This window comes from Rhodopseudomonas sp. P1 (assembly GCF_039642825.1).
GTDB lineage: Bacteria > Pseudomonadota > Alphaproteobacteria > Rhizobiales > Xanthobacteraceae > Rhodopseudomonas > Rhodopseudomonas palustris_H.
In genome coordinates this window covers 525,452-550,901 of the sequence record NZ_CP088006.1, presented here as the reverse complement: position 1 = coordinate 550,901, position 25,450 = coordinate 525,452, and the positions used below count along the sequence as shown (strand labels likewise).

22 protein-coding genes are annotated in these 25,450 nt (G+C 65.3%); 14 read left to right on the top strand and 8 right to left on the bottom strand.

The window, feature by feature from the left end:
• Window positions 1-125 precede the first annotated feature (125 nt).
• The gene (locus tag LRC39_RS02590; protein ID WP_346296235.1) at window positions 126-1,559 is read right to left on the bottom strand and encodes a L,D-transpeptidase family protein; all 1,434 of its coding nucleotides are present in this window, start codon (window positions 1,557-1,559) and stop codon (window positions 126-128) included.
• Window positions 1,560-1,930: 371 nt separating this feature from the next.
• On the bottom strand, window positions 1,931-2,893 hold the full coding sequence (locus LRC39_RS02585; protein WP_346296234.1) for an acetyl-CoA carboxylase carboxyltransferase subunit alpha: 963 nt from the start codon (window positions 2,891-2,893) through the stop codon (window positions 1,931-1,933).
• Between the two features lie 274 nt (window positions 2,894-3,167).
• Here LRC39_RS02585 and LRC39_RS02580 point away from each other — a divergent pair, with 274 nt between their 5' ends.
• A complete protein-coding gene (locus LRC39_RS02580; protein ID WP_346296233.1) occupies window positions 3,168-3,743 on the top strand; it encodes a cytochrome b in 576 nt (191 codons plus the stop codon).
• Between the two features lie 6 nt (window positions 3,744-3,749).
• On the opposite strand, the gene xerD is transcribed toward LRC39_RS02580, so the two are convergent.
• Together xerD and LRC39_RS02570 are read right to left on the bottom strand one after the other, a co-directional pair.
• Window positions 3,750-4,769 (bottom strand): site-specific tyrosine recombinase XerD, encoded by a 1,020-nt coding sequence (gene xerD, locus LRC39_RS02575; protein WP_346296232.1) that lies wholly within the window; start codon window positions 4,767-4,769, stop codon window positions 3,750-3,752.
• A 16-nt stretch (window positions 4,770-4,785) separates the two neighbouring features.
• A complete protein-coding gene (locus LRC39_RS02570) occupies window positions 4,786-4,932 on the bottom strand; it encodes a hypothetical protein (protein ID WP_011156073.1) in 147 nt (48 codons plus the stop codon).
• Window positions 4,933-5,070: 138 nt separating this feature from the next.
• Here LRC39_RS02570 and LRC39_RS02565 point away from each other — a divergent pair, with 138 nt between their 5' ends.
• From LRC39_RS02565 to LRC39_RS02555, 3 genes are read left to right on the top strand one after another with little or no spacing between them, the layout of a single operon-like run.
• Window positions 5,071-5,688, top strand: coding sequence for a shikimate kinase (locus tag LRC39_RS02565; RefSeq protein WP_107354033.1), 618 nt, complete (start codon window positions 5,071-5,073; stop codon window positions 5,686-5,688).
• Window positions 5,685-6,830 carry a 3-dehydroquinate synthase gene (gene aroB, locus LRC39_RS02560; protein ID WP_264054067.1) on the top strand — a complete coding sequence of 382 codons (1,146 nt, stop codon included), beginning with the start codon at window positions 5,685-5,687 and terminating at the stop codon, window positions 6,828-6,830. Before LRC39_RS02565 ends, aroB begins: the two co-directional genes overlap by 4 nt.
• Before the next feature lie 47 nt (window positions 6,831-6,877).
• A complete protein-coding gene (locus tag LRC39_RS02555) occupies window positions 6,878-8,239 on the top strand; it encodes an HlyC/CorC family transporter (protein WP_107342715.1) in 1,362 nt (453 codons plus the stop codon).
• 13 nt (window positions 8,240-8,252) lie between these two features.
• On the opposite strand, the gene LRC39_RS02550 is transcribed toward LRC39_RS02555, so the two are convergent.
• A complete protein-coding gene (locus LRC39_RS02550) occupies window positions 8,253-8,522 on the bottom strand; it encodes a BolA family protein (protein ID WP_107342714.1) in 270 nt (89 codons plus the stop codon).
• 121 nt (window positions 8,523-8,643) lie between these two features.
• Between LRC39_RS02550 and LRC39_RS02545 the strand changes: the two genes are divergently transcribed.
• A complete protein-coding gene (locus LRC39_RS02545; protein WP_107354031.1) occupies window positions 8,644-9,288 on the top strand; it encodes a J domain-containing protein in 645 nt (214 codons plus the stop codon).
• Between the two features lie 64 nt (window positions 9,289-9,352).
• On the opposite strand, the gene LRC39_RS02540 is transcribed toward LRC39_RS02545, so the two are convergent.
• Window positions 9,353-9,970, bottom strand: coding sequence for a DedA family protein (locus LRC39_RS02540; RefSeq protein WP_346296231.1), 618 nt, complete (start codon window positions 9,968-9,970; stop codon window positions 9,353-9,355).
• 276 nt (window positions 9,971-10,246) lie between these two features.
• Between LRC39_RS02540 and cobS the strand changes: the two genes are divergently transcribed.
• Genes cobS through LRC39_RS02520 form a run of 4 tightly spaced genes read left to right on the top strand, consistent with a single transcriptional unit; the run spans window position 10,247 to window position 14,710 of the window.
• Window positions 10,247-11,242, top strand: a complete 996-nt coding sequence (cobS, locus tag LRC39_RS02535; protein ID WP_107342711.1) for a cobaltochelatase subunit CobS — start codon at window positions 10,247-10,249, stop codon at window positions 11,240-11,242.
• A gap of 4 nt (window positions 11,243-11,246) precedes the next feature.
• Window positions 11,247-11,657 (top strand): GNAT family N-acetyltransferase, encoded by a 411-nt coding sequence (locus LRC39_RS02530; protein WP_264054063.1) that lies wholly within the window; start codon window positions 11,247-11,249, stop codon window positions 11,655-11,657.
• Complete coding sequence (cobT, locus tag LRC39_RS02525; protein ID WP_264054062.1) at window positions 11,654-13,558, top strand: cobaltochelatase subunit CobT; 1,905 nt, start codon at window positions 11,654-11,656, stop codon at window positions 13,556-13,558. Before LRC39_RS02530 ends, cobT begins: the two co-directional genes overlap by 4 nt.
• A 24-nt stretch (window positions 13,559-13,582) precedes the next feature.
• The gene (locus LRC39_RS02520; RefSeq protein ID WP_346296230.1) at window positions 13,583-14,710 is read left to right on the top strand and encodes an esterase-like activity of phytase family protein; all 1,128 of its coding nucleotides are present in this window, start codon (window positions 13,583-13,585) and stop codon (window positions 14,708-14,710) included.
• A 26-nt stretch (window positions 14,711-14,736) separates the two neighbouring features.
• On the opposite strand, the gene LRC39_RS02515 is transcribed toward LRC39_RS02520, so the two are convergent.
• Both LRC39_RS02515 and rpmB read right to left on the bottom strand, forming a co-directional pair.
• On the bottom strand, window positions 14,737-17,961 hold the full coding sequence (locus tag LRC39_RS02515) for a PAS domain S-box protein (protein ID WP_346296229.1): 3,225 nt from the start codon (window positions 17,959-17,961) through the stop codon (window positions 14,737-14,739).
• 325 nt (window positions 17,962-18,286) lie between these two features.
• Window positions 18,287-18,592, bottom strand: coding sequence for a 50S ribosomal protein L28 (rpmB, locus tag LRC39_RS02510; RefSeq protein WP_107342708.1), 306 nt, complete (start codon window positions 18,590-18,592; stop codon window positions 18,287-18,289).
• 301 nt (window positions 18,593-18,893) lie between these two features.
• Between rpmB and LRC39_RS02505 the strand changes: the two genes are divergently transcribed.
• The 5 genes from LRC39_RS02505 to LRC39_RS02485 all read left to right on the top strand — a co-directional run bounded on the left by LRC39_RS02505 (window position 18,894) and on the right by LRC39_RS02485 (window position 25,394).
• On the top strand, window positions 18,894-19,766 hold the full coding sequence (locus LRC39_RS02505) for a DUF3108 domain-containing protein (RefSeq protein WP_430624918.1): 873 nt from the start codon (window positions 18,894-18,896) through the stop codon (window positions 19,764-19,766).
• A gap of 302 nt (window positions 19,767-20,068) precedes the next feature.
• The gene (locus LRC39_RS02500) at window positions 20,069-23,326 is read left to right on the top strand and encodes a helicase-related protein (protein WP_346296228.1); all 3,258 of its coding nucleotides are present in this window, start codon (window positions 20,069-20,071) and stop codon (window positions 23,324-23,326) included.
• A 29-nt stretch (window positions 23,327-23,355) separates the two neighbouring features.
• Window positions 23,356-23,625, top strand: coding sequence for an RNA-binding S4 domain-containing protein (locus LRC39_RS02495; protein ID WP_264075312.1), 270 nt, complete (start codon window positions 23,356-23,358; stop codon window positions 23,623-23,625).
• Between the two features lie 74 nt (window positions 23,626-23,699).
• On the top strand, window positions 23,700-24,038 hold the full coding sequence (gene fdxA / locus LRC39_RS02490; protein ID WP_164573739.1) for a ferredoxin FdxA: 339 nt from the start codon (window positions 23,700-23,702) through the stop codon (window positions 24,036-24,038).
• A gap of 231 nt (window positions 24,039-24,269) precedes the next feature.
• Entirely contained in the window at window positions 24,270-25,394 is a 1,125-nt protein-coding gene (locus LRC39_RS02485; RefSeq protein ID WP_430624917.1) for a CarD family transcriptional regulator, read from the top strand.
• Window positions 25,395-25,450 lie beyond the last annotated feature (56 nt).

Genomic DNA, 25,450 nt, shown 5'->3' with positions numbered 1-25,450 from the left:
ACCCGAAATCCAGATGTTCTTGAAATCCTGCCGGTGTCGACACGGCGAGATTCCGGATTCGCTCACTGATGCGAGCGCCCCGGAATGATTGGCCGATGGACTTTGCTAAAGAAGCGCGAGCCGCCTCAGCGGAACGCAGAGAACCGGCTGTCGAACGAGTTCGACGACACCACCGGCGCGCCGCCGGAGATCATGCCGGACGGCCTGGCGGGGGCCGACGAGGTAGTTTCGGCATCGACGCTCGGCTTCAGCGGCGGCCGCGACGCGGCGGCCTGCTTGGTCTCGGCAGTCTTCGGCGCGGCGCCTTGCGGACGCGGCGCCGGCTCGTGGCGCGCTGCGGTGCTAGCCGGCGCGGACGGCGCCGGCCGGGCGGCTGCGGAGGACTCGCCAGGCTTGTGGCTGCCGGCGAGCAACCCACCGATGTCGTCTTTGGAGGCCGAGGCGACGCGCGCCTTCGCGGCGGATGCATTCGGCTCCGCCGGAGCTGCGACCAGCAGATTATCCGAGGGACGCGGCGGATTGACGGTCGGCGGAATCGTGCCGGGCGCGCGGTCGAACGAGGCGACCGATAGCGACTTGTCCTCGGGCACTTCCGACAGGCCGGTCGAGGCATCCGGAATCTTCGAGGCGAACACGTGGTTCATGCCGCCGTCGATGCCGGTGTTCAGCCGGGCCACCGGGGTGCCCTTGGCGACCAGCTCAGCGATCTTGATGTTGTCCTGCTTGTCCTTCTCGCGCACCGCCTCGGCGATGTCGGGACGGATCTCGTAGGTCGGACACTTGGCCGAGGCGTTGAACTGCAGCGGCCTGCTCGAGCCGGGCGGCGGCGCGGCGTCGAACACGTATTTATGCTCGCAGAAGTCGACTTTCGGCTCCTGCCGGGTAACTTCGAAATGGTCGTAGCCTTCCTTCAGCATCTTCCAGAACGGCATGTTCGGGTTGTTGCGATGCTTGGCGAAGTTCACCGGCGTCATCTTGAACGGATAGGCCTGCAGCTGGAACGCGCGCTGGCCTCCGAAGAACGACTCGCGCCCCAGCGCGTAGATCTCGGCGATCTGCTCGTCGGTCATCGCGTAGCAGCCGCGCGACGAGCAATCGCCGTGCACCATCAGCTGTGAGCCGGTGCGGCCGAGCGACTTGTCGAACGCGTTCGGGTAGCCGGTGTTGAACGACAGATAGTACGAGGACTGCGGGTTCATCTGGCCCGGAGAGATCGAATAGAATCCCTCGGGTGCCTGACGATCGCCTTCGCGGATTTTCGGCCCCAGATCGCCGGACCATCGGCAGATCGGATAGGACTTCAGCAGTTGGAAAACACCGGTGCGGTCCTGCTTCCAGACCTCGAGCTCGGCTTCCTGCTTGAACAGTCGCACCAGGATCGGCGACTGCAGGTCCATATTCTTTTCCTGCATCGCCGCGACCAGCTTGGGCGGCACCGGCTGATTGGCCTTGGCATTGGTCGCCAGCGCCATCTGATCGCTGTTGCAGCCGGCGAGCAAAGGCATCGTCGCGAGCGCAGCTGTCAGCATCAGCGCGCGTACAAGCGGGCTTTTCGTCACCACGAAGCTCCCCCGACGACCGGCAAACCCGCACCCCACATTCGAGCTATCCAGTCGTCCAGCTTCCGCGCGGCCATCTCCGGCACCGGATCTTGCAAGATCCGGCGGATTCGACCGCTCGCATTTACCAAACTCTGCACCGCGTTGGCTCCAAACCGCTGGGGCCGTGTGCAGTCTGCCAAGATTATCCTTAAGCCCTTGGGGTCGCAAGCCGATCAGGCCGGCGGCAGGGCGGTCCGGAGATCATGGTCAAGGAACATTGAATCGCCGGCGCGCGGCGAAACTGCGGCCGAGCGCCGAATTTCGAACCAGCGGTGCAGATTTGGTTAAGATTTGATCAATTCGCCGGACCGGTGGCGAGCCGGTCCCGATCAGGCCAGCTTGCGGCCGATATCGAGGAATTTCTGCCGGCGCTGGGCGCGGATCGCATCGCGGCCCTGGCCCTTCAGCTCGGCAAAGGCGGCCGCGATCGCATCGCCGGCGGTCGCGATCATCGCCTCCGGATCGCGATGGGCACCGCCCTTCGGTTCGGCCAGGATCTGGTCGATCACCCCGAACCTCAGCAGGTCCTGGGCAGTGATCTTCATCGAATTCGCCGCTTCCTGCGCCTTGGTGCCATCGCGCCACAGGATCGAGGATGCCGCTTCGGGCGAGATCACGCTGTAAACGGCGTGTTCGAGCATCAGCACCTTGTTGGCGGTGGCGATCGCGATCGCGCCGCCGGAGCCGCCCTCGCCGATCACCAGCGCGACGTTCGGCACCCCGAGCTGCAGGCAGGCGTCGGTCGAGCGGGCGATCGCCTCGGCCTGGCCGCGCTCCTCGGCGCCGATGCCCGGATAGGCGCCCGCGGTATCGACCAGCGACAGCACCGGCAGATCGAAGCGGTCGGCCATTTCCATCAGCCGCACGGCCTTGCGATAGCCTTCCGGCCGCGCCATGCCGAAATTATGCCGGAGCCGGGTTTCGGTGGTCGAACCCTTTTCCTGGCCGATGACGCAGACGGCTTCGCCGCGGAACCGGCCGAAGCCGCCCACCAGCGCCTCGTCGTCGCCGAACTTGCGGTCGCCGGCCAAAGGCGTGAACTCGGAGATCAGACCTTCGATGTAATCGACGCAGTGCGGCCGCTGCGGATGACGCGCGACCTGGGTCTTCTGCCACGGCGTCAGCGCCGCATAGAGATCCTGCAGCGCCTGCTGCGCTTTCTCTTCGATCTTCTCGATTTCCTCGTGGATGTCGCTGCCGGAGGCCGCGAGCGTGCGCAATTCGTCGATCTTGGAATCGAGTTCCGCCACCGGCTTTTCGAAGTCGAGATAGCTGCGCATGGGCCCGGACATGACTTTGGCGATATGGGGAGGAAAGCTGCGGCCGATAGGGCCGCCCGGCTTTTCAAGCCATCCGGGAGCCAAGTCAAGCGGCTGGGACAACTGTCGCAGCGCCGGATCGTGCACCAGCCGGCGCGGCTCGCGCCGGTCGGGAGGCCGGCAGCCGGCGGTTGAACCGCACAACCGCTGCCGGCTGCGGTCGAAATCGATGAAGCTTCGGTAAGTTGATTTTCACTCGCCGATCTGATGGCTCGGCACCGCCCCTGCCCTAGCCAGAAAGTCCAACATGACCGCCTCAGACGACGCTCCCATCTCGACCGATCGCTTCATGTTCGGGCGCGCGCAGCGCTGGCTGCACTGGTCGATGGCGCTGCTGATCTTCGCGGCGATCGGACTCGGCATCGTGTCGGCCTACTATCCGTCAGGCCAGCAGCCGCGGCAGGGTTTGCTCGAACTGCACAAATCGATCGGCTTCACCATCCTGGCGCTGCTCATCGTCCGCATCGTATTGCGGCTGATCAGCGGCGAGCCGCCATATCGACAGCCGCTCGGACATCTCACCGAAATGGCGGCGCGCGCCGGCCATCTGGCGCTCTATGGCCTGATGCTGTTCATGCCGGTCAGCGGCTATCTGTTCTCCGGCGCCGGTGGCTACTCGCTGCCATGGTTCGGACTGTTTCAATGGCCGCGTCTGGTGCCGCGCGATCACGCCCTCTCCGAATGGGGCCAGATGCTGCATGACCGCGGCGCCTGGGTACTGGGCGCGGTGCTCGCAGTGCATCTCGGCGCGGTGTGCTGGCATCAGTTCGTCAAGCGCGACGAAGTGCTGTCGCGGATGACCGGCCGAGCTTCCAAAAGCTAGCGCGGTTCAGCGGCCTTCGCCGAGCGGGTGCAGGTCGCGCACCAGGCTCTTCAGCCGCTCCTCGACCACATGGGTATAGATCTGCGTGGTCGAGATATCGCTGTGACCGAGCAGCGTCTGCACGATCCGCAGGTCGGCGCCGTTGTGCAGCAGGTGGCTGGCGAAGGCGTGGCGCAGGACGTGCGGGCTCACCAGACGCGGCGACAGCCCGGCGCGTGCCGCCAAATCCTTCAGATCGCGGGCAAAATGCTGGCGGGTGAGATGCCCGCTCTCGCCGAAGGACGGAAACAGCCATTTCGAGGCCGGCGCGCCTTTGGTTTCTTTGGTGGCGGCCGCAACCTCTTCAAGATAGCGCGCCATCGCCTGCTTGGCGCCGGCGTTGAGCGGCACCAGCCGCTCCTTGTCGCCCTTGCCGCGGACCACGATCATCCGAGCGTCGCGCCGCGCTGCCGAGAGCGGCAGCGACACCAGTTCCGAAACGCGCAGCCCGGTGGCGTACAGCACTTCGAGCAGGCAGTTCAGCCGCGCCGCGCGCAGCCGGGCCGGCCCCTCCGCAGCATCGGTCTCCTGCCGGGCGCAGGCCAGCAGCCGGTCAACATCCGCAATCGACAGCACTTTCGGCAGGCTACGGCCGCGCTTCGGCCCAGCCAGGATCGCGGCCGGGTCATCGGCACGAATCCGCTCGCTGAGCATGAACCGAAACAGATGGCGCAGCGCCGACAGCCGGCGGGCGACGCTGGAGGTGGCAAAGCCGCGGTTGTCGAGATCGGCCAGATAGGCCCGCAGTGCCGCGGTGTCGGCGGAGCCGATGCTGAGTCGGCGGCGGGACAGGAAGTGCGACAGATCCGCCAGATCGCGCCGATAGGCATCGAGCGTGTTGGCGGAAGCGCCCTGCTCGGCCGCGATCATGTCGAGAAACAGCTCGGTCAGCCCGGCGTCCGAATAGGAGGCGGGACGCAGCGGTGCGGCTTGAGGCTCAGGCTCCGGCAGCGCGGCGGCTTTGGATGTGGTTCGCGGTCGACGCATGCGACCAGCCTAGCGGCTATTTCTTGAGAAATTTGTCCGGGCCGATCGTCACGGTCATTTCGCGGCTGTTCGGCCCGACGAAATTGGCCAGCGCGAAAATCGTCCCGTAAATGATACCGCCTACCACACCAATCACCGTCAGGAACCGAAACAGGGTGGGCATTCGCGAATCTCGGCAGCGGCAGGCGTTTGGCGGCGACGCGCGACTACGACCATGTTCGCCCTTCCCTTGCAAGAGACTCTGGCAAGCCCGGCGACCGGGGTAGTATAGCTTGCCCTTTCAGTCCCACGGATGCCGCGAATGTCTGAAACCGTACCGACGGCTGCTGCCGGCAGGTCGCCCCAGGAAGCCGAGATCGTCGCGGCGCTGGGCGATCGCCCGGTCGTGCTCATCGGCATGATGGGCGCCGGCAAATCCACCGTCGGGCGCCGGCTCGCGCTGCGGCTCGGGCTGCCGTTTCTCGACGCCGACACCGAAATCGAATCGGCCGCGGCAATGACCATCCCGGAGATCTTCGAAACCCACGGCGAGCCGCATTTCCGCGACGGCGAAGCCCGGGTGATCGCCCGGCTGCTCGACGGCGGCACCAAGGTGCTGGCGACCGGCGGCGGCGCTTTCATGCGCGAGGAGACTCGTGACCGGATCCGCGAAAAGGCGATCTCGATGTGGCTCGAGGCGGAGGCTGACGTGATCCTGCGCCGGGTCAAGCGCCGGGCCGACCGACCGCTGCTGAAGACGCCCGACCCGGCCGGCACCATCGCCCGGCTGATCGCCGAGCGCTACCCGCTGTACCGCGAAGCCGACATCACCATCGCGTCGCGCGACGTGCCGCACGAAAAGATCGTCGACGAATGCGTCGCCGCGCTCCACCACTATCTGTGCGGCGCACCTGCCCCAACCCTGAGCGAGACTTCATGAACGCCCCGCAGAAACACTCCGCCCCGATCACCGTCGAGGTCGCCCTCGGTGACCGCGCCTATGAGATCGTGATCGGCCGCGATGTGATCGCCTCGCTGGGCGAACGGATCGCCAAGCTGCGGCCCGGTGCGCGCACCGCGATCGTCACCGATCGCACCGTGGCGAAGACCTGGCTGAAGCGCGCCGAGGAGGTGCTGGACCAGGCTGGCATCGCGCATGCATCGGTGATCGTCGGCGAAGGCGAAAGCTCCAAGAGCTATGCGGGCCTCGAACAGGTCTGCGAGGCGCTGATCGCCGCCAAGATCGAGCGCAACGATCTGGTGATCGCGCTCGGCGGCGGCGTGATCGGGGATCTTGCCGGCTTCTCCGCTTCGCTCCTGCGCCGCGGCGTCGATTTCGTGCAGGTGCCGACCTCGCTGCTGGCGCAGGTCGACTCCTCGGTCGGTGGCAAGACCGGCATCAACTCGCCGCAGGGCAAGAACCTGATCGGCACATTCCATCAGCCGGTGCTGGTGCTGGCCGATACAGCGATTCTCGATACGCTATCGCCGCGCCAATTCCGCGCCGGCTATGCTGAAGTGGCGAAGTATGGCGCGCTCGGCGACGAGGCGTTCTTCGCCTGGCTCGAAGCCAATCATGCCGAGCTGTTCAGCGGCGGCGCCGCACGCGAGCACGCGGTGGCCACCTCGTGCCGGGCCAAGGCCGCCATCGTCGCCCGCGACGAACGCGAGACCGGCGACCGCGCCCTGCTCAATCTCGGCCACACCTTCGGCCACGCGCTGGAAGCGGCGACCGGGTTCTCGGACCGGCTGTTCCACGGTGAGGGCGTCGCGATCGGCATGGTGCTGGCGGCGGAATTCTCGGCCGAGCGCGGCATGATGCCGGCGGCCGACGCGCAGCGGCTCGCCAAGCATCTCACCGAAGTCGGCCTGCCGACCCGGCTGCAGGACATCGCCGGCTTCACCCAAGAAGGCCTTGCCGACGCTGACCGATTGATGGCGCTGATGGCGCAGGACAAGAAGGTCAAGCGCGGCGAACTCACCTTCATCCTGATGGAAGGCATCGGCCACGCTGTGATCGCCAATAAGGTCGAGCCGGCGCCGGTGCGCGATTTCCTGCAGCGGAAACTGGCGCAAGCCTAACGGCCGCTGCGGCGCCCTGCGGTCACGCAGGCGAACCCAAGAGCATCATGAACTCGACTCTGAGCAACGTTCTGATCGCGGTCCTGCTGCTGATCGCCAACGCCTTCTACGTCGCGGCGGAGTTCGCGCTGGTGCGCAGCCGCGGCTTCCGCATCAAGGCGATGGTCGAGAAGCAGCGGTTCGGCGCCGAACTGGTGCAGCACATCCTCGGCAACGTCGAAGCGTATCTGGCCTGCTGCCAGCTCGGCATTACCATGGCGTCGCTCGGGCTCGGCTGGGTCGGCGAGCCGACCGTCTCGGCGCTGCTTGCACCGGTGCTGCAGCCGATGGGCTTGTCGGAATCAGCGCAGCACTTCATCGCGTTTCTCGGCGGCTTCCTGTTCTTCTCGTCGCTGCACATCGTGATCGGCGAGCAGGTGCCGAAAACGCTGGCAATCCGTCAGCCGGAGCCGGTGTCGCAGTGGATCGCCTATCCGCTGCACATCTCGTTCATCCTGCTGTATCCTCTGAACTGGCTGCTGAACCAGGCCTCGCGCGGCGTGTTGAAGCTGCTCGGCGTCGAAGAAAACTCCGAGCACGAGATCCTGACCGACGTCGAGATCGAGGGGCTGGTCGGCGAATCCGCTGAGCACGGCAAGATCGAAAGCGGCGAGGCTGAGTACATCCAGAACGTATTCCGGTTCGGCGAACTGGTGGTGTCGGACGTGATGGTGCACCGGACCGCGATGGTCACCGTCAACGCCGATCAGCCCAGCGAACAACTGGTGAAGGAAGTTCTGGCGACCGAATACACCCGCGTGCCGCTGTGGCGCGACAAGCCGGAGAACATCGTCGGCGTGCTGCACGCCAAGGACCTGCTGCGCGCGCTACGCGCCGCTGACGGCGACGCGTCCAAGATCGATATCGGCAAGATCGCGCTGCAACCCTGGTTCGTGCCGGAGATGCGTCCGGTCTCCGAACAGCTCAAGGCTTTCCGCACCCGCAAGACTCACTTCGCGCTGGTCGTCGACGAATACGGCGAAGTCGAAGGCATGGTGACGCTCGAGGACATTCTCGAGGAAATCGTCGGCGATATTTCCGACGAGCACGACGTCGTGGTCGCCGGCGTCCGCACCCAGCCGGACGGCTCGGTGGTGGTCGACGGCTCGGTGCCAATCCGCGATCTCAACCGCGCAATGGACTGGAACCTGCCGGACGAGGAAGCCACCACGGTGGCGGGCTTAGTGATTCACGAGGCACGGTCGATTCCGGACCGCGGTCAGAACTTCACCTTCCACGGATTCCGCTTCCGCGTTCTGCGCCGCGAGCGTAACCGCATCACGGCGCTGCGGATCTCGCCCGTGCCGCGCGACGGCGAGGCCGATCTGATCGAAAAGAAGAGCCGGAAGACACGAGCCGGATCAGCCTAAGCGATTTGTTGGCTCAGGCTTCGCCGGGCGCTTTGGCCTTGATGGCGAGCGCGTGCACGCCGCCTTTCAGTTCCGGGGCCAGCAGGTCGTTGACCATGCGGTGACGATCGACCCGGCTCTTGCCCGCGAAGGCCGCCGATACGATATTCACCCGGAAGTGAGTCTCGCTGCGACCGGCGTGACCCGCATGACCTTCATGTAGGTTGGATTCGTCGATGACGTCGAGGCTTTCGGGCGTGAAAGCTTCGCGCAACTTCTGCGTGATAGTGTCCTGCGTGCCCATGCCGTGATGCCCCACCCGTTCGGCCGTTATTCCGTCAAATCCGTCTGCGACGCATCAACCCGGGGGCTGCTCGGAATGTCAAGACTTGAAGCCCGGAGCGTTGCGTAGTCAAAGTCCGCCCATGCCAATCGACTCGTCCAAATTCTTCGACAAGATCCGCGTCAAGCCGCGGGCCGCGGAAGTGGCGCGTGAAGCCGCGCGCGAACAGGTGCGGATGTGCGACGCGCCCGGCTGTACCAGCCGCGCGGCGCACCGTGCGCCGAAGGGCCGCGGCTACGAGAAGGATTACTGGCACTTCTGTCTCAACCACGTCCGCGAATTCAATCAGGGTTATAACTTCTTCGAAGGGATGAATCCGGATGACGTCGCCCGCTATCAGAAGGACGCGCTGACCGGTCATCGTCCGACCTGGAAGATGGGACAGAACGGCGCCAAGAGCCGCGCCCGCAGTCCCGAGGATCTCGAAGGCGCCGCCGATCCGTTCAATGTTTTCAACGAATTCACCGGCAGCCGCCGCCGGCGTCGCGGGCCCGACCCGGCCGACGAGGCGCGCGCCGAGCCGCGCAAGGTGTTCAACGCCGAGCGCAAGGCGCTGCAGGTGATGGGCCTCGAGAGCGACGCGACGCTCGAAGTGGTCAAGGCCAAGTACAAGGCGCTGGTGAAGCAGCATCATCCCGACGCCAATGGCGGCGACCGCTCGACCGAAGACCGCCTGATCGAGATCATCAAGGCCTACAACTATCTGAAGACGGTGGTGCGGAGCTGAACGCTCTCGGCGGCACCTGCCCGTCGCTGGCGAATGACGCCTGCGTCGTTGACCTTGATTGAAGCTAAGCCGGCGTGCCCTTCCAGCGCCGATACGCCCATAGCCCCAGCAACAGCGTTCCGGCAACGCCGGCGAGCACCGGCAGCCAGTGGTGCAGCGTCGTGTGGCTGCGCTCGAGCGCGGTGGCGGCGATCACGCCCGGCAGCACATGCGCCGGGGCCCACAGCAGGATCGCCGGGACATCGACGGCAAAGAACCGCTGCGGCGTCATCTGCATTGCGCCGGCGGTGACCGGCACGAAGGCACGGATCGGCGGTACGAACCGGCCGAACAGCACCGCCCAGGTGCCGTAACGCACGAAGAACGCTTCGGGCTTCGCCACCACGTCCGGATAGTTCGACAGCGGCCACGTGCTCAAAATGCGGCGCTGCCCACGATGGCCGGTCCAATACGCCGCACCGTCGCCGATCAGCGCGCCGGCGATCGCCGAGGCGAGAACGCCTATGAGACTCAGTTCGCCACCGGGAATCAGCGCGCTCAGCGCCAGGATCACGGTCGAGCCCGGCACCAGCGATCCCACCACCGGCACGGCTTCGAGCAGCGCCGCCAGAAACAGCGTCAGATAGGCGAGGCCGGGATGCGACGCGGCAAAATGGACCAGCGAGTCGAGCAGTGAACTCAAGGCGGTGGGGCTCCAACGAGATGGACAGGCAGTTGCGACAGCTTACGACCCCTGCCCTGCCGAAAAGTTGCACGCCGATTCGGCATCGCCCACCGAATCCGCAACACAGCCTTCACAAAACCGCGTCACGCTCCTATCTCAATGAAACATCGACGGAACTTTGATCGCGCGGCGGGCTTCTGCGGATCGCGGCTCTCTGCTAGGTTCAATTCCGCACTCAACCGCATCCACCAACGAAGATCGGGTTTCGGGCGCGTCCGGGACCACGGAGGATTGATGACCGCCGCTACGACCACCGCTCCGGAGATCACTGGCTTACCCGACATGAAGGTGTCGGTCCGGCAGGTCTTCGGCATCGACAGCGACCTTGAAGTTCCGGCCTATTCCGAGGTCGACCCCCACGTCCCGGATGTTGATCCGGATTACCGTTTCGATCGCGCCACCACCCTGGCGATTCTGGCAGGCTTCGCCAAGAACCGGCGTGTGATGGTCACCGGCTTCCACGGCACCGGCAAGTCGACCCACATCGAGCAGGTCGCGGCGCGTCTCAATTGGCCGTGCGTGCGCGTCAACCTCGATAGTCACATCAGCCGTATCGATCTGGTCGGCAAGGACGCGATCGTGGTCCGCGACGGCAAGCAGGTCACCGAATTCCGCGACGGCATCCTGCCCTGGGCGCTGCAGCACAACGTCGCGCTGGTGTTCGACGAATACGATGCCGGCCGTCCCGACGTGATGTTCGTGATCCAGCGCGTGCTGGAGATTTCCGGCCGGCTGACGCTGCTCGACCAGAACAAGGTCATCAAGCCGCACCCTGCCTTCCGGCTGTTCGCCACCGCCAACACCATCGGCCTCGGCGACACTTCGGGCCTGTATCACGGCACGCAGCAGATCAACCAGGGCCAGATGGACCGCTGGTCGATCGTCACCACGCTGAACTATCTGCCGCACGACGAGGAAGTCGAGATCATCCTCGCCAAGGCCAAGCACTATCGCAATGCCGAAGGGCGCGACATCGTCAACAAGATGGTCCGGCTCGCCGATCTGACGCGTAACGCCTTCGCCAACGGCGATCTGTCGACGGTGATGAGCCCGCGCACGGTGATCACCTGGTCGGAGAACGCCGAGATCTTCGGCGACATCGGCTTCGCGTTCCGCGTCACCTTCCTCAACAAGTGTGACGAGCTGGAGCGGCCGCTGGTGGCGGAATTCTATCAGCGCTGCTTCAACGCCGAGCTGCCCGAGAGCTCGGTCAACATCGCGATGAGCTGATCCCATGCCTTCAGTTTCCGTCGACCGCACTTATGGCAAGACCAAGAAGGCGGTTCTCGACGGACTGAAGGCCTACAACAAAGAGCAGTGGGGACGGCAGAAGTACAAGCGCTTCGCCGTCTCACTGCGAAACGGAGAGCAAATCGTCGGAGGCGTCGTCGGCGAGATGTGGTCGACGGTACTGTTCATCCAGTACTTCTGGATCGAGCAGGCCTACCGGGGCAAACGACACGGCAGAAAGTTGCTCGCGGCAATCGAGGACGAAGCACGGAAGTTTGGAGCCACGAGGTCATATCTCGACACGATGAGCTTTCAGGCTCCAGGCTTCTATTCGACCTCCGGTTATAAAAAGTTCGGCGTCATCGACGGTTATCCTGACGATGTGACGCGGCACTGGTTCATGAAAGCGCTATGAGCACCACGACCAACACAAAGCTCCGCACCGGATCGAAGGAAGCGCCGACCGAGCCGTTCAAGCGCGCCGTCACCTCGTGCCTGCGCGCGATCGCCAAGGCTCCGGAGCTGGAGGTTACTTTCGCGGCCGAGCGCCCCGGACTCGCACCGGGCAAGGCGCGGCTTCCCGAGCCGGCGCGCAAGATGAGCAAGCGCGACGCCGCAATCGTGCGCGGCCACGCCGACTCGATCGCGCTGAAGCTCGCCTGTCACGACCCGAAAGTGCATCGCAAGCTGATGCCGGGCAATCCGCAGGCCCGCGGTGTGTTCGAAGCGGTGGAGCAGGCGCGCGTCGAAGCGCTCGGCGCACGGCGGATGGCGGGCGTCGCCAAGAACCTCACCGCGATGCTCGACGATCATTTCCATCGCGGCAAATTCGACGAGATCACCGACCGTGCCGATGCGCCGCTATCGGATGCGCTGGCGATGCTGGTGCGCGAGCGGCTGACCGGGCTGGCGCCGCCCACCGCGGCCAAGAAGCTGGTCGACCTGTGGCGGCCGGTGCTGGAAGACAAGCTTGGGTCGCGGCTCGATCAGCTCGAACACTTCGCCGACAACCAGGCGAAGTTCGGTGACGTGATCCACGACATGCTCGACGCGCTCGAGCTCGGCGACGATCGCGACACCGAGACCGACGAAGACGAGAACCAGGACGACAAGCAGGAAGGCGAGAACGATCAGTCCGGCGCCGAGGGCGAGCCGCAGGGCGAAGCCGCGCAGGAGATGAGCGCCGAGCAGGCCGAAGCGACCAGCGACGAGGTCAGCGACAGCCAGATGGAAAGCGCCCAGGCATCGACCTCAGACGCCTTCGACGATTCCGAACTCGGCGAGGACGAAACACCGGGCGAAGCCACCCGGCCGCACAATCGCGGCGCCAACGAGCCGCGTGGGCCGGAGTATCACGCCTTCGCGCCGAAATTCGACGAGATCGTCGCCGCCGAAGATCTCTGCGACCACGACGAGCTGGAGCGGCTGCGCAGCTATCTGGACAAGCAGCTGGCGCATCTGCAGGGCATCGTCGCGCGCCTCGCCAACCGGCTGCAGCGCCGGCTGATGGCGCAACAGAACCGCGCCTGGGACTTCGACCTCGAAGAAGGCATTCTCGATCCGGCGCGTCTGTCGCGCGTGGTGATCGATCCGTTCCATCCGCTGTCGTTCATGAGCGAGAAGGAAGCGACCTTCCGCGACACCGTGGTGACGCTGCTGCTCGACAATTCCGGCTCGATGCGCGGCCGCCCGATCACGGTGGCGGCGACTTGCGCCGACATTCTGGCGCGCACGCTGGAGCGTTGCGGCGTCAAGGTCGAGATCCTCGGCTTCACCACACGCGCCTGGAAGGGCGGGCAGTCGCGCGAGGCCTGGCTTGCCGCCGGCAAGCCGGCCAATCCGGGCCGGCTCAACGACCTGCGCCATATCATCTACAAGTCGGCGGACGCGCCGTGGCGCCGGGCTCGCAAGAACCTCGGGCTGATGATGCGCGAGGGGCTGCTCAAGGAAAACATCGACGGCGAGGCGCTCGACTGGGCACACAAGCGCCTGCTCGGCCGCCCCGAGCAGCGCAAGATCCTGATGATGATCTCGGACGGCGCTCCGGTCGACGACTCGACGCTGTCGGTCAATCCCGGCAATTACCTCGAACGGCATCTGCGCCACATCATCGAGGAAATCGAGACCCGCTCGCCGGTGGAGCTGATCGCGATCGGCATCGGCCACGACGTGACGCGCTACTATCGCCGCGCCGTCACCATCGTCGACGCCGAAGAGCTCGGCGGCGCCATCACCGAGAAGCTCGCCGAACTGTTCAGCGAGACCGCCACCCCGGCCGCAACGCCGGGTCCGCGCCGGCGTCGTCTACACTCGTGAGCGCTCTTAGGCTGAGATGAGCCGATGAACGCTCCGCGGGGCGAGGCTGGGAAGCGGAGCGATCCCACGGCGACAGCCGTACCGGACTTCGCCACGACGACGCGCCGCAAGTTGCTTGCGGCCGGCTTGTCACTGGGCGGCGCCGCGGCGTTGGCCAGTTTCGCGCCGACCCTGGCGTTGTCGCAGGCCAAGCCTGTCGAAGCCGACGAGCTGACACCGCCGGCACCGCGTTCGATCGAGGTGCGGGCTCGCCCGATCGATCACTTCGATCTGCGCGATCGCGCCCATCGCCAATTCGGTGCGCTGCAGTTTCGCAGCGGCCTGATCCTGACGTCCGGCTTCCGCGGGTTCGGCGGGTTGTCCGCACTGCGCCTCGATCCCCGCGGCGAGCGGTTCGTCGCGATCAGCGACAAGGCGACCTGGTTCACCGGCCGCATCGCCTATGACGGAGCGGCGCTGAGCGGTCTTGCCGACGTCGAAGCAGCGCCGCTGCTCGGCCCCGACGGCATGCCGCTGCGGGCACGTAAGTGGTACGATAGCGAGTCGCTCGCGTTCGACGGCGGCACAGCCTATGTGGGCTTCGAGCGCGTCAACCAGATCGTCAAATTCGATTTCGGCCGCGACGGCATCCGCGCGCGTGGCCAGCCGATCGCGGTGCCACCGGCGCTGCGCAAGCTGCCCAACAACAAGGGCATCGAATCGCTGGTGGTGGTACCGAAGCCGCACGCGCTGGCTGGCACGCTGATCGCGCTCTCCGAGCGCGGCCTCGATGCCGAGCGCAACACCATCGGCTTCCTGATCGGCGGCAAATCTCCCGGTCAGTTCTCGGTCCGCCGGACTGCCAACTACGACATCGCCGACGCCGCGCTGCTGCCGGGCGGCGAGCTGTTGATCCTGGAGCGCAAGTTTTCCTGGTTCGAAGGCGTGCATATCCGCATTCGCCGGATCGCGCTGAACACGATCATCCCGGGCGCAACCGTGGATGGCCCGGCTATCTTCGAGGCCGACCTCGGCAACGAGATCGACAACATGGAAGGGCTCGACGTCCATGTCGATTCCAGCGGCGCGATCGTGCTGACGATGGTGTCGGACGACAATTTCTCGATGCTGCAGCGAACCCTGCTACTGCAGTTCACGCTGGAAGCCGACTAAAGCCGCTGAGTGCGATTGCGCGCGGTTCAGGCCGGCCGTGCCGCTGCGGCCCTGCTCGGCTTGGGCGGTTCGGCGGCGGCGGTCGACCGCGCCGCTTCGGCCTCCTGGGCGGTCGCCAGGGCACGGCGGATCATCCGGGCGAGATCGCTGCGCCGATATGGCTTCGACAGCAGCAGCACGTCGGAATCGATCCGGTCATTATGGATCAGCGCGTTCTCCGAATAACCGCTGGTGTACAGCACCCTGAGCCCCGGCCGACGCTTGATCATTTCGGCCGCGAGTTGCACGCCGTTCATCGGGCCGGGCATCACCACGTCGGTGAACAGCAGGTCGAATGCGGTGTCGCTCTCGCCGATCGACAAGGCTGCGGCGGCGTTGCCGACCGACAGCGTGGTGTAGCCGAGGCTTTTGAGCTGGGCGTTGACGTAGCTGCGCACCATGGCGTCGTCTTCGACCACCAGGATCGTCTCGGTGCCCCCAACCGCGTTCTGCTCGATGGCCGGCGCAGCCTCGGCGTCGACCTGGATCTGAGCTCGCGGCAGATACAGCCGGAACGTCGTGCCCTGCCCCTCCTCGCTGTCCAGCGTGATGTGTCCGCCCGACTGCTTGATGAAGCCGTACACCATGCTGAGGCCGAGACCGGTGCCCTTGCCGACCTCCTTGGTAGTGAAGAACGGATCGAACACTTTGCTGCGGATCGCTTCCGGAATGCCGCAGCCGGAATCGGTGATCGCGATCATCACGTAGTCGCCCGGCGCCAGATCACCGAACCGCTTACCGAGATCCGGATCGACCACGACGTTGCTGGTCTCGATCGTGAGCTTGCCGCCCTTCGGCATCGCGTCGCGTGCATTCACCGCGAGATTGACCAGCGCCGATTCAAGCTGGCCGCGGTCGACATAGATCGACCACGTATCTGGCGCGAGCACGGTCTCGACTTCGATCGGCTCGCCGAGCGTCGGCCGCAGCAGGCTCTGCAAGCCCGACAGCAGCGCGTTGACCTCGGTCTCGTCGGGCCGCAGCGGCTGCTTACGCGCAAAGGCGAGCAGCAGCCGGGTCAGCTCAGACCCCCGGTCGGCCGCCTCGCTGATCAGCTTGGCGATCGCCGCTAGATGCGGCTGGTCGGCAACACCGTCGCTGATGATGTCGATGGTGCCAGTGATCACCGTCAGCATGTTGTTGAAGTCATGGGCGATGCCGCCGGTCAGCTGCCCGATCGACTCCATCTTCTGCGATTGCCGCAGCTGCTCTTCGAACGCGATCTTCTCGGTCAGGTCGCGCATGAAGACGTTGACGACGAACCGCCCCTCGACCGGCAGCGCCGTCATCGAGACTTCGAGGGCGATCGGCGAGCCATCGCGCCGGACTGCTTCGATCTCGATGCGATGCCCCTGAATCACGCTCATGTCGTGTTCGATCGCTTCGATGAAGCGTCGATAACCGGTCTTGATTTCTCTGGTTTGATCCGGCGGGAGCGCTAGCTCGCCGAAATCCTGACCGATCGCTTCCTCGCGGCTCCAGCCCAGCATCGACTCGGCGTGCGGGCTCCAATCGGTGATCCGCCCCTGCGCGTCGAGCTGCACGAACGCGTCGAGCGCCGTATCGATGATCGCGCGCGACATCTGCTCGCTGCGACGAAGCGCGTCCTCGGCCTTCTTGGTCTTGGTAATGTCGTGGTACACCATCACGGCGCCCTGAATCTCGCCGGTTTCATTCCGCAACGGGCGGCCGTTCGCGATCAGATAGGAGCGGCGCGTCGAGCCGATCGGCTGCACCGCGAACTCGAAATTGATGATGGTCTCGCCGCGAAAGGCGCGGAGCAGCGGCGACTGATCCTGCGCCATCGGATTGCCGTCGGCATCGAACCGGTCGAACGATCGAGTGGTGTTGAGCATGCCGACGCCAGACAGCTGGCCGAAGGTTTCCCGAGCGGCCGGATTGGTGAGAATCACCATGCCGCTCGCGTCGGCGACCAGTACCGGATCGACCATGTTGTCGATGGTGTTCTGCAGTACTTCGGCGATCCGCGAACGCTGCTCGACCTCGGACGCCAACGCCTCCGCCTTGCGCTGTGACTCTGAAGCCATCCGCGTAAAAGCGTCGGCCAGCATGTTGATCTCGTGGCCACCGCCGGTTTTCACCTTGACCGGCACGCCGCTCGATGAGAACGCCACGATCGAATTGGTGATCCGCACCAATGGCCGTGTCAGCGAGCGCGCCAGCGGAAACGCCATCAGCATCGCCACCAGGATCGCCACCGTGCCGCCCAGGATGGTGGAATTCCGCACCGCCGTTTGCACCGACGTCAACGACACGTAGGGCCGCATTTCCACCACCGCGAGCCTCGGCCCGTTCGGCAGCTCAGCCCAGTCCCACCCGGCGCCGAAGCGTTCGCCGGCGCTATCCGCGACCAGGGTCGGTGTATCGCCACCCTTGCGCAGAAACAGCAGTTCGGACATCCGCGGGAAGTCGTCTTGAATGCGACTTGGTTTGCCGAGGTCAAAGCCGAATTCACGCGACCGGTCGGGATGCAGCAGGTAATCGCCATCGGCGTTGACGACGTAGATGATGCTGCTGCCGTCGGAGCTCTCGCGGATCCGCTCGAGCAGGCCGCGCAGATCGGTATTGATGACGAGGAGACCGAGACGCGTGCCATCGGCCCCGTCGATCGGCGCCATGGTGCGCACCGTCGGCACGTAGGGTGTCTCGAGACCGGTCGCGGTCTTGTTCAGCTCGACCTTCGACATCGCCACCCGGTTGGGCGGCAACGCCATGCCTTCCTTGAAGTACGTGCGATCGCCGCGGCGGGTCAGCTCGGACTGCGGCACGGCGCGGATGCTGTTGTTCGGACCGAGCCGATCGACCCGCACCAGCTCGCGGCCGCCGTCCTCCGGGCCGATCACGCGCAGAATTGCACAGCTCGGCTTGGCCACCAGCTCGGCGATGAAACGGGCTTCAATCCGCTTGCGCCAGTTCGCCGGCTCCTCGCCGGTGGTTTGCAGGCTGTCACGCCGGGCTGAGAGCAAATCGCGCAAGGCCGCCGAGGACTGCGCCCCAACCGCATCGGCATGCGTATTCTGCAGTGAGGTCTCGATCAGCAGCGCGTTGAGCTGAGCGTGGGTGTGAAGCCGCATCAGCGCCCGCGGCATCACCAGATCGACGACGTTCTGGTAATTGAGAAATCCGAGGACCGCGGTGGTCACCAAAACCAGCGCTACCATGGCGAGGGTCAGCCGGGTCGACAGTTTCATGAAGGCCCCTGCGATGGCGACCGCACCGGCGCGCATGGAAGAGCGACGGCGGCGGCTTATGCTGCGGTATGCGCTCGAATGGGCGATCAGACCGACGTGAAGAAGTTGTGCGATCGGCCGATCGCTCCGTCACCTCGGGAAAGTACGTGATTCGAACGAAGGTATATTCCTGGTAGTGATACCGGGATGTCGCACCCTCGAATGCCGGTCCTGGCCACGCAGGGGCCTGCGGCCGCCCATCCGGACCAGCACGCACGACAAAACGGCCGGGTCGAACGACCCGGCCGCCGAAATCTCAATCAGGCCTGAACTGGCGAAGCGGCGATCAGCTCGCCGCGGCAACCGGCGCGCCCGCCGTCTTCTTGGCGATCGCGCGCTTCAGCTCCACCGCCTTCGGCGACAGCTCGGCGTCGCGAGCCTTGAGCAGGTAGGCGTCGAGGCCACCGCGGTGGTCGACGCTCTTGAGCGCATTGGTCGAAACGCGCAGCCGCACCGCGCGGCCAAGTGCGTCCGACAGGAAAGTGACGTTGACCAGGTTGGGCAGGAAACGCCGCTTGGTCTTGATGTTCGAATGGCTGACCTTGTGGCCGACCTGGGCACCCTTGGCGGTCAGTTCGCAGCGCCGAGACATGGCGAAAATCCTCTGTCATCCCCCGCCGGCCCACCAGCAGGCGCGGGGCTTCATCATTCGTCCGTTTTCAGGAACCGCGGACCTATAAAAGGGCTGGCGCGCAGCGTCAAGCGACGGCTGCGCCGGAACCCGAAAATGCCGAATCGGGAACTGCCGTGAGGTGCTCGGCGATACGCGGATTGCGGGCACCATCAAGCATCTGGCACCATATAAAGGACGTATTCGGTTCCGACACCAACAAATCGGCCCGGTGCGAGTTGACCCATCGACGGCGCCCTCCGCGCCAGGCAGGACATCGTTCGTGAACATCAGCAGCCGCCACATTGCCACTGTCATTCCCGCGGCGACCCGGTACGCGGGTCTGGGCTGGCTGCTGGCTGCCGCCGCGGTGCTGACCGCAGCTCCTGCGGCCGCTCAGGGCAAGCTCGACGCCCGCTATGAAGCGTCACTCGCCGGAATCGAGGTCGGCAAGGGCGCCTGGGTGATCCAGGTCGACGATGATTTCTATTCGGCGTCCGCGACCGGGACGACCTCCGGCGTGATGCAGGCGTTTTCCAGCGGCCACGGCCGCGGCGAAGCGCAGGGCCGGGTGATCAACGGCCAGCTGGTGCCCGGCAACTACATGGCCAGCATCACGGGCGGTAAGAAAACAGAAACCATCCGCATCACGCTCGCGAACGGCAACGTCAAAGAGTCCAGCATCGAGCCGGAGCCGCCACCGGACGACGACCGCATCCCGGTGACGGACGCGCATCGCCGTGGTGTGATCGATCCGATGACGGCGTCGTTCCTGCGCGTGCCGGGCACCGGCGAGGTGCTCAGCCCGGATTCTTGCCGGGTGTCGACACCGATTTTCGATGGTCGGATGCGCTATGACCTGCGCATGGAATACAAGCGCACCGAGACGGTGAAGGCCGAGAAAGGCTATCGCGGGCCGGCGCTGGTCTGCGCGGTCTATTTCAACCCGGTGTCGGGCTACATTCCGGATCGTGCCGCGATCAAATATCTGATCAAGCAGCGCGACATGGAAGTCTGGCTGGCGCCGATTGCCGGCACCCGCGTTCTCGCGCCCTTTCGGCTGAAGATCCCGACGCCGGTCGGCAACGCGATGCTGGAAGCAACGCAATTCATCACCCAGGCCACGCCGCCGAAGTCGGCGTCACGCGCGCAATAGAGCGCGGCCCCGCCTGCCTGCGATCGGCGGCGTTGAATCATGTTGACTCCCGTCGGAATCGCGGAACGCATGAACCGCGGCGAACTCACCCGGGCGAAGAGGATAATGGCCTGTCTTTTCACCTGATCTTGAGCGCGCGGCTGAGCCCTGTACGACATATTGCGTCAGCCACTCCCGACTCAGAACGAGTCAGCGATTCGGCCGCGTTTCGTTCCGGACTCGTTCCAGCCCTTAATCGGCGATTGCTGCGGCGTCGCGATGTGACACAGATCTGACCGCGACCACGCAGAAATCCACTCGAAATGCCCAACCTGTACTCTGAATCGTTTACCAATGACCGCGTTCCCGGCGCCGGCGTGACCGCGGTGCTAGGCCCGACCAACACCGGCAAGACGCATCTGGCGATCGAGCGGATGGTCGCGCACCCGTCAGGCCTGATCGGTCTGCCGCTGCGGCTGCTCGCGCGCGAGGTCTATAACAAGATCGTCGACAAGGTCGGCGCCAACGCCGTGGCGCTGGTCACTGGCGAAGAGAAGATCAAACCCTCCAAGCCGCGCTACTGGGTCTCAACCGTCGAGGCGATGCCGCGCGATCTCGACGTCTCGTTTCTGGCGGTCGACGAAATCCAGATCGCGGCCGACCTCGAGCGCGGCCACGTCTTCACCGACCGGATTCTGCGCCGGCGCGGCCGCGACGAGACGCTGCTGCTCGGCGCCGCGACGATGCGGCCGATGATCGAGCGGCTGTTGCCCGGCGCCAGCATTGTCACCCGGCCGCGGCTGTCGCAGCTCGAATATGCCGGCGACCGCAAACTGACCCGGCAGCCGCGACGGACCGCGATCGTGGCGTTCTCGGCCGACGAGGTCTATGCGATCGCCGAATTGATCAAGCGCCAGCACGGCGGTGCCGCGGTGGTGCTGGGCTCGCTGAGCCCGCGCACCCGCAACGCCCAAGTGGCGATGTTTCAGTCCGGCGACGTCGATTACCTGATCGCCACCGATGCGATCGGCATGGGGCTGAACCTTGATGTCGACCACGTCGCGTTCGCGTCCGACCGCAAATTCGACGGCTATCAGTTTCGCCGCCTGACCCCGCCTGAATTTGCTCAGATCGCCGGGCGCGCCGGCCGCGCCACCCGGGACGGCACCTTCGGCACCACCGGGCGCTGCGCGCCGTTCGAGCCCGAGCTGGTCAACGCGTTGCAAAATCACAGCTTTGAACCGGTGAAGATGCTGCAATGGCGCAACGCCGAGCTGGATTTCGCCTCGCTCGGCGCGCTGCAGGTGTCGCTGGCGGAGTCGCCCCGGCACGAGGCGCTGACGCGCGCCCCGGTTGCCGAGGATCTCCGCGTGCTCGACCACGTTGCCCGCGACCCTGAGGTGCGCGAAATCGCGCAGGGCAAAGCCGCGGTGGAGCGGCTATGGGATGTCTGTCAGGTCCCGGACTACCGTAAGATCGCACCAGCGGCCCATGCCGAGCTAGTGATCACGCTATACCGGTTCTTGATGCAAAAGGGGCGGATACCGGATAGCTGGTTCGCTGCCCAGGTCGATCAGGCGGATCGCACCGACGGCGGTATCGACACGCTTTCCGCGAGAATTGCGCAAATCCGCACCTGGACCTTCGTCGCCAACCGGCCGGATTGGCTCGCCGACCCCGAACACTGGCAGGGCATCTCGCGCGACGTTGAAAATAAATTGTCAGATGCGTTGCATGAACGGCTCACGGAACGTTTCGTCGATCGCCGGACCAGTGTATTGATGCGCCGCCTGCGGGAAAACACGATGTTGAATACGGAAATTGGCAAGACTGGTGAGGTGATCGTCGAGGGCCACGTGATTGGCCGGCTCGATGGCTTCACCTTTGCGCCCGACGCGGCCGAGGCCGGCTCGGATGCGAAGGCGTTGCAGGCGACGGCGCAAAAGGCGCTAGCCGGCGAAATCGACGCGCGCGCCGAGAAGTTGTCGAACGCACCAGACGATCAGTTCATCCTGACCTCAGACGGGACCATTCGCTGGACCGGCGATGCGGTCGCGCGGCTGGTGGGCTCGGACGACGTGCTGCGGCCGCGGCTGCGGATCATCGCCGACGACCGTCTGGCCGGCGCGCCGCGCGAAGCGGTGCAGACCCGTCTCGACCTGTGGCTCAAGACCCATGTCGAAAAGATCCTCGGACCGCTGTTCGAACTCGGCAAAGCTGAGGATGTCAGCGGCATTGCCCGCGGCATCGCCTTCCAGCTGATCGAGGCGCTCGGCGTGCTGGAGCGCGCCAAGATCGCGGCCGAGATGAAGGATCTGGACCAGCCGTCGCGCGCGACTTTGCGCAAATACGGTGTGCGGTTTGGCGCCTACCACATCTACTTCCCCTCGCTGCTGAAGCCGGCGGCGCGAGCGCTTGCCTCGCTGCTGTGGGCGCAGAAGCAGGACAATGTCGACCTTGCCGCGCTGTCCAGCGCGCAGCATCTCGCCGGCAGTGGCCGCACCTCGTTCCCGGCCGACAAGGCGCTGGATCGCGATGCCTACCGCACGCTGGGCTACCGGTTGTGCGGCGAACGCGCCGTCCGCGTCGACATTCTCGAACGTCTCGCCGACCTGATCCGCCCTGCGCTGGCGTGGCGTGAAGGCGCGCCCGGCGAGAAGCCGGCGGGTGCGTTCGACGGCCGCAGCTTCGTCGTCACCCAGGCGATGACGTCGCTGACCGGTTCGGCTGGCGAAGACTTCGCGTCGATCTTGAAAGCGCTCGGCTACCGCATGGAGCGGCGCCCGGCGTTGCCCCAGGCGCCGAAAGCTGCCGAAGCGGCGGCTCCGGCCTCGACCGAGGCGGCGAGCACGACCGAAATGTCGGCTGAAGATCAGGCCATTCTGGCCGGCGCAATCGCGTTCGAGCCGTCGCCGACGGACGGCGACGCCGCCGAGGCTGCGCCGAGCGCCGACGAACAGCCCGTCGCCGAGCAGCCTGCGGCTGTTGCAGCGGAGCCGGTTGCGGAAGCCACCAACACCGAGACTGCGGAGCAGCCCGCTGCTGAAGCCGGCGAAGCCGCCGCGACCGAAGCGACGGCAGCCGAAGCTTCGCCCGCAGCTGCCAGCGCCGAAGCAGCGCCGGCCGCCAAGGCGGAGCCGGAGCTGGTTGAAGTCTGGCGTCCAGGTGGACGCTCCGACGAGCATCGGCCGCGTCACGATCGTAACCGCCATCGCAATCGTCCGCAGCACGGCGCTCCTGCCGGCGCGACTGAAGGCGAAGCGGCCGAAGCCAAGGGTGACCGTGGTGGAGGGCGCGGCAAGGGTGATTTCCGTCGCAATCGGCGCGATCAGGAAGGTGAAGGCGGGCGCCGCGAGGCTTCCGGCGAAGGACGGCCGCCGCGCGAGCGCTTCAAGGGCCGCGACAAATTCCAGGACAAGTATCAGGGCGGGCCGAAGGGTGGCCGCGACAACCAGGGCGGCTCGCACCGGCAGGTGCATTCCAGCGCCCCGCGTGAGCGCGACCGGCCGATGGATCCGAATTCGCCGTTCGCCAAGCTCGCCGCGCTGAAGGAGCAACTCACCGCCGGCCGCAAGGACTAAGGCGCGCCGGCATAGCCAGTGGTTCGGGCTTGGAGCGTCAGCGTCTCGATAAATGGCTGTGGCATGCGCGCGTCGTGCGCGCCCGCACCAGCGCTGCGGCTCTGGTCGAACGCGGCCACGTTCGCATCAATGGCGTGCGCGAGACCTCACCGGGGCATGGCATCAAGACCGGCGACGTGCTGACGATTGCGCTGGATCGTGGCGTGCGGGTGCTGAAGGTGGTTGGGTTCAGTGAGCGCCGCGGCGACGCCGAGTCGGTTACTGGACTTTATGCCGATCTCGGAATGCCACGGGAATAGGCATCGACACTTGCGGCTGCGGAGCTCCTGCGGTACGCAAACACTCAAAATTAGAACCGTTCCGGAGCGTTGGGATGACTTACGTCGTCACTGAAAACTGCATCAAGTGCAAATACACCGACTGCGTTGAAGTCTGCCCCGTGGATTGTTTCTACGAGGGCGAGAACATGCTGGTCATCCATCCGGACGAATGCATCGACTGCGGCGTGTGCGAGCCGGAATGCCCGGCGGAAGCGATCAAGCCGGATACCGAGCCGGGCCTTGAGAAGTGGCTCGAGCTGAATTCGGAATACGCCAAGACGTGGCCGAACCTGACCCAGAAGAAGGACGCTCCGGCGGACGCCAAGGAGTTTGACGGTCAGGCTGGCAAGTTCGAGAAGTACTTCTCTTCGGAGCCGGGTTCGGGCGACTAAGCCGAAGGTCTTGAGAAGGCCGGCTCAGCCGGCCGACCAGCTTAACCCTGTTGACGAGATGAGCCCCGGGGCACCGCCCCGAATGGGCTGGAATCGTCATAAATCATTGATTTTTGCGGGGAATGTGCTATATTTAGCACATTCGTCAACTCCGGCATGCCGTTTTTGCGGCCGGGAAGGGTTCCCCGTCAAAAGCAACGAACAGGGGCGTGGCGGTTCCACGCGCAGGCTGTGTCACAGAAAACGCGTAAAACGAGTGTTTCTTCAAAGGGTGCCAAGTCGGCATCTGCGGCCAGCCGCGGAGCCACAAAGAGCCGTTCGAAGGCTTCTGTCAAGGACACCCGGACAGCCGCCAAAGCGACCGCCGCAAAGGCTTCTGTTTCCAAGACCCAGACCAAGGCGGGCGCCAGCAAGGCGAGCGCCACCAAACACGCTACCGCAAAGGGGTCTGCTGCAAAGGCTTCGGCCTCTAAAGCTCCGGCCTTCAAGTCCTCGAAAATCAAAAGAAGTGAAATGCCAACCAAGTCTGCGAAAACTCCCGCCAAGCCGGCGGCCTCCAAGCCCGTCGCCGCACCCAAGCCGGCGGCGAAGCCTGCCAAGGCTGCCGTTGCCCCCAAGGCGGAGGTGAAGGCCGAGGTCAAGACCGAGGTGAAGGCGCCCGTTGCCAAGGCGGCGGTAAAGCCGGAAGTGAAGCAGCCGGTGGCGGTGTCCAAGCCGGCGGCCCCGGCGCAGGCGCGCGTCGAGGAGCCGAAAAAGGCCGTGACCCAGCGTCAGGGCTTCAAGGCCAACGAATTCGTGGTCTATCCGGCCCACGGCGTCGGCCAGATTCTGGCGATCGAGGAGCAGGAAATCGCGGGCGCCAAGCTCGAGCTGTTCGTCATCAACTTCATCAAGGACAAGATGACGCTGCGGGTGCCGACCGCGAAGGTCGGCAATGTCGGTATGCGCAAGCTGTCCGATCCGGCGCTGGTGAAGAAGGCGCTGGAGACACTGAAGGGCCGTGCCCGCGTCAAGCGAACGATGTGGTCGCGCCGCGCGCAGGAATACGAAGCCAAGATCAATTCGGGCGACATCGTTGCGATCGCCGAGGTCGTCCGCGACCTGTATCGCTCGGAATCGCAGCCGGAGCAGTCCTACAGCGAACGCCAGCTCTATGAAGCCGCGCTGGATCGTCTGTCGCGCGAGATCGCGGTGGTGCAGCACATCACCGAGACCGAAGCCGTCAAGGAAGTCGAGAGCCAGCTCGCCAAGAGCCCGCGCCGCGGCGCCAAGGCCGAGGCGGAAGCCGAAGCCGAGTCCGATGCGGATCTCGACGGCGATTCCGACGACGAGGCGGTGACCGACGAGGCCGCGTAAGCAGCCGCATTCGGTTTGAAGCAATCAAGGCCCGGCCATCCAGCCGGGCCTTTTTC

Bases quoted from the DNA above. Each gene is read 5' to 3' on its own strand.
- fdxA (WP_164573739.1), top strand. From the start codon at position 23,700: ATGACTTACGTCGTCACTGAAAACTGCATCAAGTGCAAATACACCGAC.
- LRC39_RS02565 (WP_107354033.1), top strand. From the start codon at position 5,071: ATGTCTGAAACCGTACCGACGGCTGCTGCCGGCAGGTCGCCCCAGGAA.
- cobS (WP_107342711.1), top strand. From the start codon at position 10,247: ATGACCGCCGCTACGACCACCGCTCCGGAGATCACTGGCTTACCCGAC.
- LRC39_RS02585 (WP_346296234.1), bottom strand. From the start codon at position 2,893: ATGTCCGGGCCCATGCGCAGCTATCTCGACTTCGAAAAGCCGGTGGCG.
- xerD (WP_346296232.1), bottom strand. From the start codon at position 4,769: ATGCGTCGACCGCGAACCACATCCAAAGCCGCCGCGCTGCCGGAGCCT.
- LRC39_RS02550 (WP_107342714.1), bottom strand. From the start codon at position 8,522: ATGGGCACGCAGGACACTATCACGCAGAAGTTGCGCGAAGCTTTCACG.
- LRC39_RS02580 (WP_346296233.1), top strand. From the start codon at position 3,168: ATGACCGCCTCAGACGACGCTCCCATCTCGACCGATCGCTTCATGTTC.
- LRC39_RS02545 (WP_107354031.1), top strand. From the start codon at position 8,644: ATGCCAATCGACTCGTCCAAATTCTTCGACAAGATCCGCGTCAAGCCG.
- rpmB (WP_107342708.1), bottom strand. From the start codon at position 18,592: ATGTCTCGGCGCTGCGAACTGACCGCCAAGGGTGCCCAGGTCGGCCAC.
- LRC39_RS02520 (WP_346296230.1), top strand. From the start codon at position 13,583: ATGAACGCTCCGCGGGGCGAGGCTGGGAAGCGGAGCGATCCCACGGCG.
- aroB (WP_264054067.1), top strand. From the start codon at position 5,685: ATGAACGCCCCGCAGAAACACTCCGCCCCGATCACCGTCGAGGTCGCC.
- LRC39_RS02570 (WP_011156073.1), bottom strand. From the start codon at position 4,932: ATGCCCACCCTGTTTCGGTTCCTGACGGTGATTGGTGTGGTAGGCGGT.
- LRC39_RS02500 (WP_346296228.1), top strand. From the start codon at position 20,069: ATGCCCAACCTGTACTCTGAATCGTTTACCAATGACCGCGTTCCCGGC.
- cobT (WP_264054062.1), top strand. From the start codon at position 11,654: ATGAGCACCACGACCAACACAAAGCTCCGCACCGGATCGAAGGAAGCG.
- LRC39_RS02530 (WP_264054063.1), top strand. From the start codon at position 11,247: ATGCCTTCAGTTTCCGTCGACCGCACTTATGGCAAGACCAAGAAGGCG.
- LRC39_RS02555 (WP_107342715.1), top strand. From the start codon at position 6,878: ATGAACTCGACTCTGAGCAACGTTCTGATCGCGGTCCTGCTGCTGATC.
- LRC39_RS02515 (WP_346296229.1), bottom strand. From the start codon at position 17,961: ATGAAACTGTCGACCCGGCTGACCCTCGCCATGGTAGCGCTGGTTTTG.